Raw genomic sequence first — 16,404 nt, 5'->3', positions numbered from 1 at the left:
TTTACTTATGAAACAAGTGTTCACGGAGTATTAACCTTCGCCCGCCGATCCGCTGACATCGCGATACACTCCCGTCATGACTTCACCGAGTTCAAAGATGCCGGACGTTCAATTGATGCAGCGAGCCGTGCGGAACCTGAGTGAACTCATCAGCTTCGAAACGGTGGCTCATCCGGAGCGCGATCGGCAGGACCAGAGTCAGTTCGAAGCGCAGATCCGAGCTCTCGAGCGTTTGTATCCCGCGGTGCACAGAACCCTGCAACGGGAACGGATTGATCAAGGCGGGGTGTTGTTCCGCTGGGCTGGTACCCAGCCGCAGGGCAGGGCGGTGGTTCTGATGGCCCATCTGGATGTTGTGCCGGTCGATCCGGATGACGAGTGGAAGTACCCCGCTTTTTCCGGAATTCAAGCCGAGGGCTATGTCTGGGGTCGCGGTGCCCTGGACGATAAGGGCAGTGTGGTGGCCATCCTGGAAGCGGTCGAATCGTTGCTGGAGCAGGGTTTCAGCCCGAGCGAGGACATTTATCTCTCGTTGGGCGGTGATGAGGAAGTCGGCGGGCGCGATGCCGCGAGCGTTGTCAGCCGACTGGCCGAGCGAGGGGTGCGCCCCTGGCTGGTGCTCGATGAAGGAGGGGCGGTGGCCAGCGAGGCCTTCCCGAGGATGGGCAGGGGAGCCGCCATGATCGGCCTCGCCGAGAAGGGCTCGATGACGGTGGCGTTGAAAACCCGTGACGCCGGTGGTCATTCCTCGACGCCGACCAGCGGCGGCGCAACCGCCCGGCTAGCCGCGGCCATCACCCGTCTTGATCGGCGTCCTTTCCCGGTCAGCCTGCACCCGGTGAGCGCCAGGATGCTCGAACTGTTCGCCGCTGAGATGAAAGGGATCCGGAAATTCTTGCTCGGCCGGGCGGGTCTGTTGAAAATGCCGCTGGCTTTCATCCTGCCGGTCTTCGGGCCGGAGGCCAACGCTGTGGTGCGCACTACGGTGGCGGTCACTCAACTCAGCGGCAGCAAGGCGGCGAATGCGCTCGCGGCTCAGGCCAGTGCGACGGTCAACCTGCGCATTGCGATCGGCAGCAGCGTGGCGCAGACCCTGAGCCGACTAGAACGGATCATCGACGATCCCACGGTGCGGATCGAAATTTTGGACAGCGCTGAGCCCTCTGCCGTTTCGTCATCCGACGGTCCGCAGTTCGAGGTTCTCGCAGAGACCATCCGCGAGATCTTTCCTGATGTCGCGGTGGTTCCCTACCTGGCGATGGCAATGACCGATTCGCGGTATTTCTGCGCGATCAGCGACGCCGTCTATCGGTTCACGCCCTTCCGGATGAGCGGTGAGGAGAGAGCGGCCCTGCACGCCGCCAACGAGCGCATCTCGGTGCAGACGCTCTCGGAAGGCATCAGTTTTTACCGATCTTTGCTCGGCAAACTCGCATAGACTGTTGCGGTGCAACGTACCGTTTCCGCCCAGCTGATTTTCAGCACCCAAGCGAAGACTTCCATAGTGCTCGCGATCGCGGTGGCCAACCGAGGGTACACCTCGGTGGAAGAGCAGATCAGCATTGAAACCGCCGGGCGGCAGCTGGCATACCGGGAACTCGAAGATCTGCACAACGGCAGACTTTTTGCCCTGGAACTCGCTGAATCGAGTGAGGTCAACGTACAGTACCGGGCCGTGGTGGAAGGCCAAGCGACTCCCGAGCTCACCAGCGAGACCGAACTCATCCGCTATGTCCGGCCGAGTCGTTACTGCGAATCTGACCGATTGCTGCCCACCTCTTATGCTGAATTCCCCGGCCTGCGCGGACTGGCCTTGGTGGAGGCGGTGCGCCACTGGGTAGCTCAGGAACTGAGTTACGTCAGCGGTTCTTCCAGCCCGACTGACGGTGCTGTGGAAGCCCTGCTGGCCCGTCGCGGGGTCTGCCGTGATTTCGCGCACCTCGCGGTCTCTTTGCTGCGGGCCAAGGACGTGCCAGCTCGGCTGGCCGCCGTCTATGCCCCGGGGCTGACCCCGATGGACTTCCATGCGGTGGCTGAAGCCTGGGTGGAGGGCGAGTGGTATGTGCTCGATCCCACCGGCCTGGCCCCCCGTGCTTCGATGCTGCGGATCGCCACCGGGCGAGACGCCTCAGACACCGCTTTTCTTTCCACCGTGGGCGGCTCGCTGACTCTCAAAGAGGTCAGAGTCAGCGCAACCGTGACCGGCGACCTGCCGGTGGAGGACCCCACTGCCCGGATCACCCTGCGTTAGCCCGGCGTCGTCCGCTGTCGTTGAATGGCCGCTCCAACCGGCCCGGCTGAAACGCTATTCCTGCTGGCTCACGGCCGATTCGAGCTTATTGCTCAGCCTGATGAGTTCTCGCATCTCCTCGGGGGTCAGGCTAGAGGAGAAGAGGCAGTGAATATCCCTGGCGTGCTCTCGGCCCACCGACTTCTGCAGCTCCTGGCCCTGCTCGGTCAGTCCGATCTCCACGCCACGGCGATCTTCCTCCGCGATCCTCCGCTGAATCAGACCCCGGGCTTCCAATCGCTCAACCAGCCGCGAAATGCTCGGCTGGGTGAGCATCACCCGACGATTGAGCTCATTGAGCCGCACCCAGCCGGTGGGACAGCTGGAAATCGTGTACAGCACGTCGTATTCGCGCAGGCTGATCCGCTTGAAAACCGGATCTCGCTGTAGCTGTTGGAGCACCCGGACCTGGGCCCTGAAGAAGGATTCCCAGCTTTGCACGCTGAGCCGAAGGTCGCTCATGATCCCACAGTGGCTTTCTCAGCCGCTGCCCGGCGGGAGGCGAAGGTCGGGCCGTCGGGAACATGCGCCGGTTTTCTGGCCGCGAACTCCTTGCGCAGGGTAGGCAATACGTCCGAGGCGAAGAGATCCAACTGTTCAAGAACGGTCTTCAGCGGTAGTCCAGCATGATCGACCAAGAACAACTGACGCTGATAATCACCGAAGAACTCGCGGAAAGTCAGGGTTTTCTCGATCATCTCCTGCGGACTGCCCACGGTCAGCGGGGTCTGCGAGGTGAAATCCTCCATGGACGGTCCGTGTCCGTAGACCGGCGCATTGTCGAAGTAAGGTCGGAACTCCCTGACCGCGTCCTGAGAATTGGGCCGGATGAAGAACTGACCGCCCAAGCCCACAATGGCCTGATCGGCTGCGCCGTGCCCGTAGTGCTCGTAACGCTCCCGGTAGAGGCCGATGAGCTGCTGATAGTGCTCTTTGGGCCAGAAGATATTGTTCGCGAAGAACCCATCACCGTGATAAGCCGCGATCTCCGCCACCTGAGGAGTGCGGATCGAGCCGTGCCAGACAAAGGGGGCGACGCCGTCGAGCGGCCTGGGGGTCGAGGTGAAGCCATTGAGCGGGGTACGGAAACGACCCTGCCAGTTGACCACTTCTTCATCCCAGAGCTTGCGCAACAGAGCGTAATTTTCCACCGTCAATTCCACGCTGTCCTGCATGCTCTTGCCGAACCAGGGATACACCGGTGCGGTGTTTCCGCGCCCCAGCACGATGTCCACCCGGCCCTCCGCCAGATGCTGCAGCATCGCGAAATCCTCGGCGATCTTCACCGGATCGTTCGTAGTGATCAGCGTTGTGGAGGTGGAAAGGATGATGCGCTCGGTCTGCGCTGCGATGTAGCCGAGCATCGTGGTGGGTGAACTCGGCACGAAGGGATGGTTGTGATGCTCACCGGTGGCAAAGACGTCGAGCCCCACCTCTTCGGCGTGTTTGGCTATCGTTGTCATCGCTTTAATGCGTTCGAATTCGCTGGGGGTGGTGTTGTTCGTGGGGTCTGTTGTAACGTCACCCACAGTGAAGATGCCGATTTGCATGATTCGGTCCTCTTTCCCATATAAATAAATACGTTTGCATCTATTATCCATGGAAACCGGACTCGCACCGGTTGTATTCCCGCTGTTTGGGGGTGGCGAATACTATGAGGAGATTTTTGTGAAGACTCGCTTGAAGGGGACTGCGGGACTGCTCGGGGGAGCAGGGAGTATCGTCGGTTTTCTGCTTCTCGTTGAGCTGACCTCTGGCGTTTTGCAGGGCTACTACACGCCGTTGTTCACCGATATTGCGCGCCATCTGAAGATTCACGACGCCGATGTGAACTGGTTCGAAGCCGCCCAGCTGCTGGTCAGCGCCTTGGCGGTGCCCTTGCTCGCCAAGCTCGGTGATATGTTCGGGCACCGCCGGGTGCTCTTGATTTCGACGGCGCTCACCGCCCTGGCCTCCTGGGGCGTTGCGCTGGCCCCGGATTTCTGGACCTTCTTGCTCGCCTGGGCGCTCCAGGGCTTTTATGTCGTGTGGTTGCCCTTGGAAGTCGCCTTGATCTACTCGCACAGCCAGGCCAATAACAACCCCGCGGCCCTGACCAGGAGAGCTTCCGGGATTCTGGTCGCGGGATTGGAGCTCGGCGTCATCCTCGGTGCGCTCTCCGGAGGCGCCCTGGGTGAGGTGCTGGTCGGGAAGATCTCGTTGACCCTGATGGTCCCGGCGCTGTGCGTCACGCTGTGCCTTTGGGTGATCTGGCGCGGTGTTCCGGAGTCACCGCTGCGAAGCGGAGGCCGGCTCGATCTCAAGGGCTTCGGATTGATCAGCCTTTCACTGCTGCTGATAACCACTGGACTGATCTTCATGCGGATCAACGGGCTGCTCACCTGGTGGGCCTGGGCTGCGGTCTTGCTGGGGGGTCTTGCCCTGTGGGGCTTTGCACGCTTCGAGTTGCAGCAAGCCGATCCGATCGTGGATATCAGATTATTGCGGATGCCGGGTATGTGGCCGGTGCAGTTGACCGCTTTCCTCTTCGGGCTTTCAGTGCTCGGAGCCCAGGTGCCGCTCTCCACTTTCGCCAGAACTGACCCGGCTCAGCTCGGCTATGGTCTGGGCGTCAGCTCGGGGCAGGTCTCGGTACTGATCGGCGTGTATGTGCTCTCGCTCTTGGTGGGGGCGCTGCTTTTCCCCTGGGTGGCGAAACGCGCAACGCCTCGAATCAGCTTGATCAGTGCGGCGAGCTTGGTCGGCGTCGGGTATTTGCTGTTCTTGCCCTTCCACGGGGTGCTCTGGCAGGCCATGCTGAACATGTTCGTCGCAGGTCTGGGCTCAGGGGCTTTGGTAGCCGCTTTACCCGCGGCTGCGGCGGCGATCGCGCCGTTGAGGCACACCGGGATGGCCACCGGATTGACCAATGCGATCAAGACCCTGGGCGGCTCTTTTGCCTCGTGTATCTTCGGTTTGGCTCTCGCCAGTCAGGCTCTGCGCGCCGGGGCCGCCGGCTCGCCGACCGCTGGATCGCTGAATGGTTATTTGCTGGTTTGGATGGTCTGCGGCATCTCTGGAATACTGGCGGCGGTCGGACTTTTCTTCGCACCTAAATCGGCTTTTGAAAGCACTATTCCAATCCTCGAAAAGGCCTAGTGATTAAGAGTCTGACGTGCGTATGATGAGGCCCTAATAAAATACAAAACCGCCTAGGGGGAGGGCTTTGTACCCTGGAGGTAATGCGATGGTTAAGAACGGTCAGCAGCTTAGCCGAGGCATGAAAGGCGGTGCCGCGCTGCTCATCGGCGTGGTTTTGCTCGCGGCCTTGGGTCTTCCCGCGGTTCCGGCTCAAGCCTCCGTGATCGCCCCCCAGGGAGGGGTGGCATATTTACAGGGCTGGCGGCAAGGCCAGTTGCTCTGCTCAGGGGCACCCTTTCAGAACAAACTCAAAGAAGTTGTCTTGGAGCCATTCGCCTTCGGGGTTTCTTTACCGGGCGATTGCAATCTAGCTGAAATGAAAGTCGCCAATCCGCAGACCAAATTCCTGGCGTATGTGGACGTTGCCGCGAGTCGGGAGAAAACCCAGGGCCTCGGTGATTGGAGCGAATTCCAGCCCGATTGCGTGGATGCCCCAGACAGCGCGGCTGATCCGCGAGCATCGCTCTTCGTGCAATCTGGGTCTGCGGCCTTGGCCAAGGCGAACGCCCTGGTGAAGATGGGCGATAAAAGTTTCGTCCAGTACCCCGATCAAGGGCTTTTTGTCGCCGATATCAGCTCTCAGCTCTATCGGGCCAACTGTGCTAACCGGCTCAAGAACATTCTGACCACACCCTCTAGGCCCGGCAGGAACGGTGAGCCGGCCGCGTACTTCGATGGGGTATTGCTCGACGACGTGAACGTCTCCCCGCAGCACGGCATCAATATCGAAGACGTAGGCGGCTATGGTCCCTGGACCACGAGTGCGCAATACGGCGATGACATGATGTCCATGGTCAATTACCTGGCGCGGCAGACCAAAGCCACGGCGGGCCGAGATGTGCTGGTCTGGGTCAATATGGGTGTCGACCCGACCAGCACCAAGACGCTGCTGGGAAAGCCCGCGGTGGCCGGTGGTTCCCCCTTGCCCAGCACCGAGTCGCAACGCGGCTTGCGGCTGATTGACCAACGGTTGCTCGCGGGCGCGGCGGCCAGTACGCCGCCTTTGATCGATGCGGTGTTGCGGGAATACAGCGTGCAGTGGGCGGACGGTGGCTCAATGAGCGACTCCGAGATGAAAGCCGGTGCGAACTTCGCGGCCGAGATCTCCCGGCGTGGTTCGGTCCCGATCATGCACGACTACAGTGTGGACCTGCGTAAGACGAGCCTTTCTAACTACAGCCAGGGGGCAGTGGTGCCCTGGGATGCTCCTTGCCTTTCGGACGACGACTTCGGTGCCTGGTTCGTGGCTCAGTCGGCGAGTGGCCGCCGCACCGCAGATCAGCGGATGAGCCTGGGCTGGACGCTGCTCAATAAGAGCTCTGACGCGAAGCAGATGGTCGGTGCTGTGGCCCAGGCACAGCCGTTCTGCCAGAACCTCGCCAACGGCTACGAAAGCGTGGACACGGCGAGCGTCAACCTGCAAGACAGCATGGTGCAGAAAATGCTCGCCCTCCAAGTGCCGACGGTTTACAGCACGACGCCGATCACGCAGAACGGGCAACTCAGCTCACGGCTGCTGAACAACGGGCTGACGGTCTTCGTCAACACGGGGAACAGCACAGCGACTTTCATCTACAAAGGTTGGATCTACTTCCTGCAGGGCCGGGACTCGATGGTGCTTTAGTTGCTGGCCCGCCGTCCGCGGACCTTCGGGATCGCTCCGGTGGTCCAGTCCTGGGAGGACGCCGGGGCGTCTGCGGCCGCAGCAGCGACCTCGGGAACGGTCTGCAGTTCCTTGAGCAACTGTCGGCGCTCCCGTCGGCCCTCCACCAGCCGGTAGAGCACCGGTACCAGGATCAGGGTCAGCACGGTGGAGGAGATCAAGCCGCCGATCACCACAATGGCCAGCGGCTGGGAGATGAAACCGCCGCCTCCGGTGATTCCCAGCGCCATCGGGGTGAGCGCGAAGATGGTGGCCAGAGCGGTCATCAGAATGGGTCGTAGCCGGTGCCTGGCGCCGTATTCAATGGCATCTGCTACCGAGAGCCCCGGCTTCTGCTCAGTGCCGCGCCTGGACTGGTTGATCAAGTCGATCAGCACAATGGCATTGGTCACCACGATGCCCACCAGCATCAGCATGCCGATCAGCGAGGGCAGACCCAGCGGGACACCGGTGAGCAGCAGCAAGCCGATCGCGCCGGTCGCCGCGAAGGGGATGGAAACCAGCAGCAGCAGCGGCTGGATGAGTGATTTGAAGGTCGCCACCATAATCACGTAGACAATGGCGATCGCGGCGATCAGGGCCAGGCCGAGTTGCGCGAAGGATTCGCGTTGCTGAGTAGTGGCTCCGCCCAGAGCCGCGGTGGCCCCGGCGGGCAGCTTCAGTTCATCGAGCTTCTTCTGCACCGCACCGCTGAGTGCGTTCAGATCGTTGCCGCTCGGCGTCAGCGAGACCTTGGCGCTGCGCTGGCCATTCGAAGAGGTGATCGAGGAGGGGATGTTCACCTGCTTGACGCTGGCGATCGCCGAAAGCGGTACCGAGCCTGAGCCGGTGGGGATCGGTGCGTTCCCCAGGGCTTCGATCGAGGTGAACTGGGTTCCTTTACCGATTTGCACCCGGTAGTCGGTGGTATCCAGACGAACCGTTCCCGCCGGAATGGGGCTCACCGTGGCGGCCAGAATACCGGCCACCTGCTGTTCGTTCAGTCCGGCTGCTACGGTCTTGGCCCGGTCGATGCTGATCTGCACCACGGGGTTCGAAGCGGAGAGGTTGCTGGTGATATCTGAGGTGTCGGGGGTATCGCGTAGCGCTGAGAGCACGGCGTCGTTGGCGGTCTGCAGATCGTCGCCATTGCTCGCCTTGATGTTCACATCCACGGTGCTGGAGGTGCCGAAGCCGCTGCCGCTGCCGCTCATCGTGATGGTCCCGGCGTCCTTCACGCCGTCCAGAGCCTCTTGGACCTTCTGCTGCAGCTTGCTCTGATCAACCTTCTCATCGGTGACCACCTGGAAGCTCGCGCTGGAGGCTCCAGCGGAGAGCAAGGAGGAGAACCCGCCGCTAGCGTTGCCCACGGTGACCTGGATGTCCTGCACGCCTTCTATGCCGTGCAGCGCATCTTCCACCTTCTGGGCGGCCTGGCTGGTCGCATCCAGGCTGGTACCGAGTGGCATGGCCTGGGTGATTGAGATCGAGTTCTGCCCCGAATTGCCCAGCAGGTTCTGCGGCAGTAAGGGAGTCATCGCGAGAGTCGCCACCAGGATCAGGAAACCCGCGGTGACGGTCCAGACCGGGTGCTTCTGAGTGCCGCGCAGAATCGGCAGGTAACCGCGTTGCAGCCAGCTCTTGCGTTCCTTCTCCTCGATTTCGGCGAGTACCTCGGCGCTCGGCGTCGCGGCGTTCTGCGGGGAGCGCAGGAACCAGTAGGCGAGAACCGGCACGATGGTGAGGGAGACCAGGAGCGAGGCGATCAGTGCAATGGTCACGGTGAGCGCGAACGGCCGGAACAGTTCACCCGCGATATTGCCGACGAAGGCGATCGGAGCGAAGACCGCGACAGTGGTCAGCGTCGAAGCCGTGACGGCGCCGGCTACCTCCTTGATCGCGTTGGTGATCGCACTGAGCTTGTCCTCACCGTAGGTCAGATGCCGTTTGATGTTCTCGATGACCACAATGGAGTCGTCCACCACCCGGCCGATCGCAATGGTCAGCGCGCCGAGGGTCAGGATATTGAGCGAATAATGCGTGGCCCACAGACCGATGAGCGTGACCAGCAGGGAGAGCGGAATCGAGATCGCAGTCACCAGCGTGGAGCGCACCGAGAGCAGGAAGATCAAGATCACGATGACGGCGAAGCCCAGGCCGAGCAGGCCTTCGGTGCCCAGGTCTTTGATCGACTTCTCGATGAAAGGGGCCTGATCGAAGACAGTGGTGAAGCTTGTATTTGAACCGAGCTCGTCCTTGAGCTGGGGCAGCAAGTCGTTGATCGCATGGGAGACGCTGACAGTATCCGCTTCCGGGGTCTTGGTGACCGACAGAGCCAGCGTCGGCTTGCCATTGGTCCGGGTGATCGACGTCGTCGGATCATCCTGCAGCGAAACCGAGGCGACCGAGGCGATGGTCACCGGAGGCTGCCCGGGCTTACCACCGGCTAAAGGCAGGCCCTTGATCGCATCGAGTGAATCGATCGGGCTGCCGATCTGTACCGAAAGAGACTTACCTGAATCGGTCATTGTGCCTGCGGGCACCAGCGAGCCATTGTTCTTCAGCGCATCGGAGATGGCGCTTACCGGCACCCCCGCTGCTGCCAGCTTGCCGGGATCTGGCTGAATCTCGATGTGCTGGCCATTGGCGCCGGTCACATCGGCACCTCGCACGCCATCGACCTTGAGCAGTTTCGGTACCGCAATACGCTGCAGGTCCGAGTTCAGTTCCGAGAGCGATTTATCCGAGGCAACCGCGAGATACAGAATCGGGTAGTCATTGATGCTACCGGCTACCGCCTGTGGCTCGGCATCGGAGGGAAGCTGATTCCGGGAATTGGCGATGGCTCGATCGATCTGATTACGAGCCCGGTCCAGATTGGTCCCGTAGGCGAAGGTCAGACTGATCGTCGACACTCCGCTGCGAGAAGTGGAGCTGGAGGAATCGAGATTCTCGACCGCGTTCAGCGCGGTTTCCAACGGCCTGCTGACCTGGGCGTCAATCACCTCGGCGGAAGTGCCGGGCATCGAGGTCACCACGGTGACTTGAGGGAATTCCAGCGAGGGAATGAGCTCCTGTTTCAAGGAACTCATCGAGATGACGCCGAAAATGGCGACGAAAACCGTCACCAACGCGATCAGTGCGCGATTGCGCAGGGACAGGGTGGCCAGACGGAACATCGGTCATCTCCGAAGTAGACAGTAACTGGTGAGTCAAGCAGGTGGTGCGGACTAGCTCAGTTGCAAGGTCGCTGCGGTCTTGGCCATGGTCTCCGCCGCGAGATCCGGATTGTCATTGAGCTTGACACCGAAGGTGGGGATCATTTCCTTGATCTTCTCTTGCCACTGAAGCTTGAATTCCCGCGGGAAGCAGCGCTGTAAAAGTTCCAGCATAATCGGTACCGCGGTGGAAGCCCCCGGGGAAGCCCCCAGCAGTGCCCCGATGGATCCATCGGAGGAGGTGATCACTTCGGTACCGAATTGCAGAACGCCGCCTTGTTTGCGGTCCTTCTTCATGATCTGTACACGCTGACCAGCGGTGATCAGTTCCCAGTCTTCGCCATTGGCTTCTGGGAAGTACTCCTGCATGGTGCTCACCTTCGAGGAGCGGGACTTCAACACCTCGGTCACCAGGTATTTGGTGAGTCCCAGGTTGTGCACCCCGGCGGCCAGCATCGGGTAGATATTCGAGGGGCGGATCGACAAGGGCAGATCCCAGAGCGAGCCTGCTTTGAGGAAGTTCGTGGAGAACCCAGCGTAGGGTCCGAAGAGCAAGGACTTCTTGCCGGCTACGTAGCGGGTATCCAAGTGCGGAACGGACATCGGCGGTGCGCCCACTGAGGCCTGGCCATAGACCTTTGCGCTGTGCTGAGCGGCGATTTCTTCATTGGTGCAGCGGAAGAACTGGCCGGAAACCGGGAAGCCGCCGTAGCCCTTGCTCTCAGGAATGCCGGAGCGCTGCAGCAAGTGCAGGGCCCCGCCGCCGCTGCCGATGAAGACGAAACGGGCTTTGATACTGCCGGTTTCCCCCGAGCTCTTGTGCTTGAGCTTGATCACCCATTTTCCATCACTGCCGCGCTGCACATCGGTGACGTCGGTGCCGAAATTGACTTCGCCGCCCTGCCCAGAGAGGAACTTCACCAGGTCCTTGGTCAGTGCGCCGAAATCGACATCGGTTCCTTCAGCCGCGCGAGTCGCCGCGAGCCGACCGGAACCCTGACGGCCCTTGATGATCAACGGTGCCCATTCGGCGATCTGATCGCGGTCCTCAGAGAACTCCATGGAGGAGAACAGAGCGTTGGGCTTGAGGGCTTCATAACGAGTGCGCAGATAGCTCGAATGATCCTCGCCCATCACGAATGACATGTGCGGCACGGTGTTGATGAAGGTCTTGGGGGAGCCGATCTGGCCCTCGGTGACCAGATGCGACCAGAATTGCCGGGAGAGCTGGAACTGCTCATTGATAGCGAGCGCTTTATCGGCGCTGACCGTGCCGTCCTTGGCCGCGGGGGTGTAGTTCAACTCACAGAGCGCGGAGTGCCCGGTTCCCGCGTTGTTCCACGGTCCAGAGGATTCCAGCCCGAGTTCATCGAGCCGCTCGAAGAGCGCGATCGACCAGTTCGGTTCGATTTTACTGAGCATGGCCCCGAGGGTAGCGCTCATAATGCCGCCACCGATCAGAACGACATCGGCTTCTTTGGTCTGAGAGATAAAAGTCACTGGTATTTCTCCGGTAGCTGCTGACGGTGCAAAGCGCTCTAGAAGCGTATCGCGCAGCGGCTAAGTTCCTTAAATCAGCGAGGCGGCTCCGCCCCCTTTTCAGCTGTTCAAGAGCTCAGGGTGATCTTGTTAAAGACTTCGTTGAGCACCGGGCTGACCGGGTAGCTGGTGACCCTGGGGGAGAGCGCCAGAGAGGAGATGGGGAAAGCGATCGGCACTGCGGGGATCGTCTGAGCAATATCGGAGTTGATCGACTGATAGGCCTCGTTGCGTTCATTCCCATTGGGCAACGCCTTGGCTCTGTCGATTTTTGACGTCAGCTGTGCATCCGCCGGTCCGAACTCGGAGTTCGTTGCACCGAAAAGCGGCCCGACGAAATTATCGGGATCGGAATAGGACCCATTGAGACCGAGCAGATGGAATGCATGGTCTCCCGGGGAGGTGACCTTGCCGAGGTAGTTATCGGACCAATCAACCGGAACGGGTTTGATATTGAGCCCGATCGCGATCAGCTGAGCTGAGATATCGGCGTAGATTTTCTCCGGCGTCGGCATATATGGGCGGGTCACATCAAGCGGGTAGTAGAACTTGAGCTGCTGACCCTTGTAGCTCGACTCGGAAAGCAGCTTGCGGGCTTCCTGGGGGTCGTAGCCGGCGCTGGGAACCTGGTTGTTGAAGCCGCTCAGTTTGGGCGGGATGAACTGATTCGTCGCGGAACTGCCTTCGGCGAAATAGCTCCGGATCAGGGCATCTTTATCAATGGCCTTTGCGATGGCTTGCCGTACTTTCAGATCCGCCAGAACGGGGATCTGCTGGTTGATGCCCAGATACATCACCGAGAAGGGGTCGCGCTGCTGCACTTGCTGGCCGTTCTTGATCAGAGCGTCGAAATTGTCCTTGGTGACGAAGTCATAGCCGTCGATCTTACCGGTCAGGAGGGCCCGCAATCTGGCCTGAGACTGGGTGTAGGTGACGAAATGAATGGTTTGAATCTGCCCTTTATCGCCCCAGTACTCCGGGTTCTGCACCAGGGTCACGGTGCCGTCTTTCCAGCTGGAAAGCTTATAGGGTCCGGTGCCCACGGGCTTCAAAGCAAATTTGGAGACAGCATAGGCACCTTGCTTCTGGTCCAGCAGATTGGCGGTTTCAGAAACCAGGGCGGCCGGTGAGGCGATGCTGAAAGCGGGCTGAGTCAAGGCCGCCAGGAAGCTGGTGAGAGCCAGGTTCAGGGCAATCGTCACCTTGAATTCACTGTTGGCAGTGCAGCTTTTGAAGAATGAGTTCTTCGCATCATTGGAGAAGGTACGAAAAAGATCTTTGAACGCCGAAGGAATGCTGCCCGGCGATTTCTGCACCGGGTAACTGAACCAGCGGTTGAAATTGGCGCAGACCGCAGCAGCATTAAAGGGCTGACCATCCTGAAAACGGACGTTTTCGCGCAGTGTGAATTCATAGCCCAAGCCGTTGCTGAGTGAGTTCCAGCTAGTGGCCAGAGCGGGGGCGGGGTCGCCGGTGACCGGGTCCACGGTGACCAGGCCTTCAAAGATCTGCCGCACGACTCGGTTTGAATCGACATCGGTCACCAAAGCCGGGTCGAGCCCGGCCGGGTCGGAAGTGGTTCCGAAAGTGAAGGTCCTGGATGCTGTGCTGGTCGATGGCGACGGAGTCGGAGCGGGATCTGCGGTGCAGCTCACCAAGGTCAGGACCACGACGAGCGCCGTACTGAGAGCAGAAACCCCGGCTTTGACAGGGCTCAATCGTCGTGGCACGTACTACTCCAAGCTCGCGGGTGAAGGATAGTGATCCTCCCCAGTGTAATCAGCGCAGCTATAGAAGTGTGGGAAGCACTGAGTGGGCGTCTCCTCAGGAGACGCCCACTCAGTGGTCAGTATTCAGATCGGGTAGAGCTTGAGGCTTATTTGGGCATCAAGACCGAATCGATCAGGTAAACCGTCGCATTTGCGGTTTTGACGCCGCCGCAGATCACCTTTGCGCCGCCGTCGACGGTCAGGTTGTCGCCGCTACCGGCAACGGTCACGCTTCCGCCTTCCACGGTCTTGTGGGTTCCGACGATCTGAGCCGGGCTCAGCTGGCCGGGAACCACGTGATAGGTGAGGATCTTAGAGAGGGTCTTATCATCGGTCTTCAGCGAGTCGATGGTGGCTGCCGGGATCTTGGCGAAAGCGGCATCAACCGGAGCGAAGACGGTGAACTCGCTGCCATTGAGCGTGCTGACCAAATCCACCTTGGGGTTGAGCTTTCCTGAAACCGCGGCGACCAAGGTCTTCAGCAAGGGATTGTTCGATGCTGCGACTGCAACCGGATCAGCGGCCATGCCGGTGATCGAGCCGGGACCGCTAGGAACCTGGCTCGCATAGGCCGAGCAGCCCGGACCGACCATATCGGCTGCTGAGGTCATTGCAGGAGCGCTTGAGGTGCTTGGGGCAGCGCTTGAGCTGCTGGGTGCCGGAGCAGCGCTTGAGCTATTGCCGGAAGAGGATCCACCTCCGCAAGCCGAGAGGGTGAGTACCGCTGCGGCCGCGACCGAAAGTACGGTGATGGAAGTGTGTTTTGCGAGTTTCATCGGAAAATCTCCTTCGAGTTCGTCCATCAGCCGATTGGCCGATGTCTCACAGCAAGTTCGTTGGATGTTCCAGCCTGGATGGGTCGATTTCCCGGAAAACTTTTCTCAGCGTCTGCACCAAGCTTTTTCCCTCGGCGCGACGAAGTACTGCTGAACCCTAAATGACGACCGCTAGGACGTCGGTTCCCCAGCGAACGCTTTGGGCAAACTTTCGGAGGAATCATGCTTCAACTCGCACTCATAGGCCTGATCGGTGGCCTGATCACTGGAATATCGCCGTGTATTCTTCCGGTGCTGCCGGTGATCTTCTTCTCCGGAGGTGTCCAGTCCGCGCTCCCGGACACCACTCAGACGGATGCTCAAAAGAGCGAAGCCCGGAAAGACGAAGCTCGGAAGAAGAAGGAGGGCCGTTGGCGGCCCTACCTGGTGATTCTAGGTCTGGTACTGAGTTTCAGCGTCTTCACATTGCTGGGCTCCGTGCTGCTCGCGGTGCTTCATCTTCCGCAGGACCTGCTGCGCTGGGTGGGCCTGGTGGTTTTGGTGCTGATCGGCCTGGGGCTGATCTTCGAACGCTTTCAGCACATTCTGGAACTGCCGTTTTCCTGGATCCCGCAGAAGCGGGTCAACAATCAACGCGGTGGATTCGTCCTCGGCATAGCTCTTGGCGCGGTCTATGTTCCCTGCGCGGGGCCGGTGCTGGCCGCCATCGCGGTGGCCGGGGCCACCGGGCAAATCGGTGCTGACACTCTGGTGCTGACCCTGACCTTCGCCGTCGGCGCGGCGCTGCCGCTGTTGATCTTCGCCCTCGCGGGACGCCGGGTCGCTGAGCGGGTGAAGAGCTTCCGCAAGCACCAGAAGGGCATCCGGATCACCGGAGGAATTCTGATGATCGCCTTGGCGATCGGCCTGGTCTTCAATCTCCCGCAGTATTTGCAGCGATTGATCCCGGATTACACCACGCCGCTGCAACAGCAAGTGCAGCCCGAGGAGCAGATTCAGCAGCAACTCAACCTTGGCGGCTTGGTCAACGATCAGAACAAAGATCTCAGCAAATGCAGCAATGGCGGCAAGCAGCTTGAAAGCTGCGGAACAGCGCCTGATTTGAAGGGAATTCAAAGCTGGTACAACACTGAGAACAATCAGCCCGTCGATTTGAAGTCTCTGCACGGAAAGGTCGTGTTGATCGATTTCTGGGCCTATTCCTGCATCAATTGCCAGCGTTCCATTCCCAATGTGGTCTCCTGGTATAACAACTATAAGGACGCCGGGCTGGAAGTCATCGGGGTGCATTCACCCGAGTACGCCTTTGAGAAGGTGCCCGCTAACGTGATGAACGCGGCCCAGCAGCTCGGCATCAAGTACCCGGTGGCGATCGATAACAATCTCGATACCTGGACCAACTATCGCAACCGCTACTGGCCAGCCCACTATCTGATCGATTCAACCGGCACGGTGCGGCATATCCAATTCGGTGAAGGCGGTTATCAAGATACCGAGAACCTGATCCGGCAGCTCCTGACAGAGGCCAAACCGGGAGTGCAACTGCCGGCCGCGAGCCAGCCCATCAATGCCGCGCCGGAAGCGGGCTCCACCACCCAGGAGACATACCTGGGGGCCAATAAACGAGTCAATTTCTCCGGAACTGAAGCTTATGACACCGGTCAAGCAAGCTTTGCTTTCCCCGCCAATCAGGCGAACGACAGCTTTGCCTTGCAGGGCAAATGGAATTTACAGAGTCAGTACATCACGCCTACTGCGGCTTCTGCTCAGATCAAACTCAACTATCACGCGAAGAATGTCTTCATCGTGGTGGCCGGGGAAGGTACTTTGGGGGTTGAACAGAACGGCACAACACAGCAGATCAAGATCAGCGGTGTACCGACGCTCTATCAGATCGTGAAGAAGGACTCGATCGAGCAGGGGCAGCTCACTGTGAATCTTCCCAGCGGTTTGCAAGCGTATTCCTTCACCTATGGATAAACCGAAGTCT

Annotated in this window: 11 protein-coding genes; 5 read left to right on the top strand and 6 right to left on the bottom strand. The window is 60.1% G+C overall.

Annotated features, from left to right (window positions below; genetic code table 11):
• The first annotated feature begins 76 nt into the window (after positions 1-76).
• A complete protein-coding gene (locus tag ABDK06_RS02330) occupies positions 77-1,438 on the top strand; it encodes a M20/M25/M40 family metallo-hydrolase (RefSeq protein WP_394938506.1) in 1,362 nt (453 codons plus the stop codon).
• Positions 1,439-1,447: 9 nt separating this feature from the next.
• Entirely contained in the window at positions 1,448-2,251 is an 804-nt protein-coding gene (locus ABDK06_RS02325; RefSeq protein WP_394938504.1) for a transglutaminase-like domain-containing protein, read from the top strand.
• Between the two features lie 54 nt (positions 2,252-2,305).
• Here the strand turns inward: ABDK06_RS02325 and ABDK06_RS02320 are convergent, their stop codons facing one another.
• Entirely contained in the window at positions 2,306-2,752 is a 447-nt protein-coding gene (locus ABDK06_RS02320) for a MarR family winged helix-turn-helix transcriptional regulator (RefSeq protein WP_394938502.1), read from the bottom strand.
• Positions 2,749-3,840, bottom strand: coding sequence for a CE1758 family FMN-dependent luciferase-like monooxygenase (locus ABDK06_RS02315; RefSeq protein ID WP_394938500.1), 1,092 nt, complete (start codon positions 3,838-3,840; stop codon positions 2,749-2,751). Before ABDK06_RS02315 ends, ABDK06_RS02320 begins: the two co-directional genes overlap by 4 nt.
• Before the next feature lie 118 nt (positions 3,841-3,958).
• Between ABDK06_RS02315 and ABDK06_RS02310 the strand changes: the two genes are divergently transcribed.
• Positions 3,959-5,428, top strand: coding sequence for an MFS transporter (locus ABDK06_RS02310; protein ID WP_394938498.1), 1,470 nt, complete (start codon positions 3,959-3,961; stop codon positions 5,426-5,428).
• 88 nt (positions 5,429-5,516) lie between these two features.
• Complete coding sequence (locus ABDK06_RS02305) at positions 5,517-7,094, top strand: hypothetical protein (RefSeq protein ID WP_394938496.1); 1,578 nt, start codon at positions 5,517-5,519, stop codon at positions 7,092-7,094.
• Here the strand turns inward: ABDK06_RS02305 and ABDK06_RS02300 are convergent.
• The 4 genes from ABDK06_RS02300 to ABDK06_RS02285 all read right to left on the bottom strand — a co-directional run bounded on the left by ABDK06_RS02300 (position 7,091) and on the right by ABDK06_RS02285 (position 14,414).
• Positions 7,091-10,291, bottom strand: coding sequence for an efflux RND transporter permease subunit (locus ABDK06_RS02300; protein WP_394938494.1), 3,201 nt, complete (start codon positions 10,289-10,291; stop codon positions 7,091-7,093). The genes ABDK06_RS02305 and ABDK06_RS02300 overlap by 4 nt on opposite strands.
• A 51-nt stretch (positions 10,292-10,342) precedes the next feature.
• Positions 10,343-11,830 (bottom strand): malate:quinone oxidoreductase, encoded by a 1,488-nt coding sequence (locus ABDK06_RS02295; protein ID WP_394938492.1) that lies wholly within the window; start codon positions 11,828-11,830, stop codon positions 10,343-10,345.
• 107 nt (positions 11,831-11,937) lie between these two features.
• Entirely contained in the window at positions 11,938-13,599 is a 1,662-nt protein-coding gene (locus ABDK06_RS02290) for an ABC transporter substrate-binding protein (RefSeq protein WP_394938489.1), read from the bottom strand.
• Positions 13,600-13,745: 146 nt separating this feature from the next.
• Positions 13,746-14,414: a fasciclin domain-containing protein gene (locus ABDK06_RS02285; RefSeq protein ID WP_394938487.1), complete on the bottom strand. Its 669-nt coding sequence runs from the start codon at positions 14,412-14,414 to the stop codon at positions 13,746-13,748.
• 222 nt (positions 14,415-14,636) lie between these two features.
• Between ABDK06_RS02285 and ABDK06_RS02280 the strand changes: the two genes are divergently transcribed.
• The gene (locus ABDK06_RS02280) at positions 14,637-16,394 is read left to right on the top strand and encodes a cytochrome c biogenesis protein DipZ (RefSeq protein WP_394938485.1); all 1,758 of its coding nucleotides are present in this window, start codon (positions 14,637-14,639) and stop codon (positions 16,392-16,394) included.
• Positions 16,395-16,404: the final 10 nt, after the last annotated feature.

The sequence above is a fragment of the Psychromicrobium ferritrahens genome, assembly GCF_043789415.1.
Classification (GTDB): Bacteria; Actinomycetota; Actinomycetes; order Actinomycetales; family Micrococcaceae; genus Renibacterium.
This window is presented reverse-complemented; position numbering and strand designations above follow the sequence as displayed.

Coding starts and splice junctions, on each gene's coding strand:
- ABDK06_RS02330 (WP_394938506.1), top strand. CDS start 77: ATGACTTCACCGAGTTCAAAGATGCCGGACGTTCAATTGATGCAGCGA.
- ABDK06_RS02320 (WP_394938502.1), bottom strand. CDS start 2,752: ATGAGCGACCTTCGGCTCAGCGTGCAAAGCTGGGAATCCTTCTTCAGG.
- ABDK06_RS02315 (WP_394938500.1), bottom strand. CDS start 3,840: ATGCAAATCGGCATCTTCACTGTGGGTGACGTTACAACAGACCCCACG.
- ABDK06_RS02305 (WP_394938496.1), top strand. CDS start 5,517: ATGGTTAAGAACGGTCAGCAGCTTAGCCGAGGCATGAAAGGCGGTGCC.
- ABDK06_RS02300 (WP_394938494.1), bottom strand. CDS start 10,291: ATGTTCCGTCTGGCCACCCTGTCCCTGCGCAATCGCGCACTGATCGCG.
- ABDK06_RS02285 (WP_394938487.1), bottom strand. CDS start 14,414: ATGAAACTCGCAAAACACACTTCCATCACCGTACTTTCGGTCGCGGCC.
- ABDK06_RS02280 (WP_394938485.1), top strand. CDS start 14,637: ATGCTTCAACTCGCACTCATAGGCCTGATCGGTGGCCTGATCACTGGA.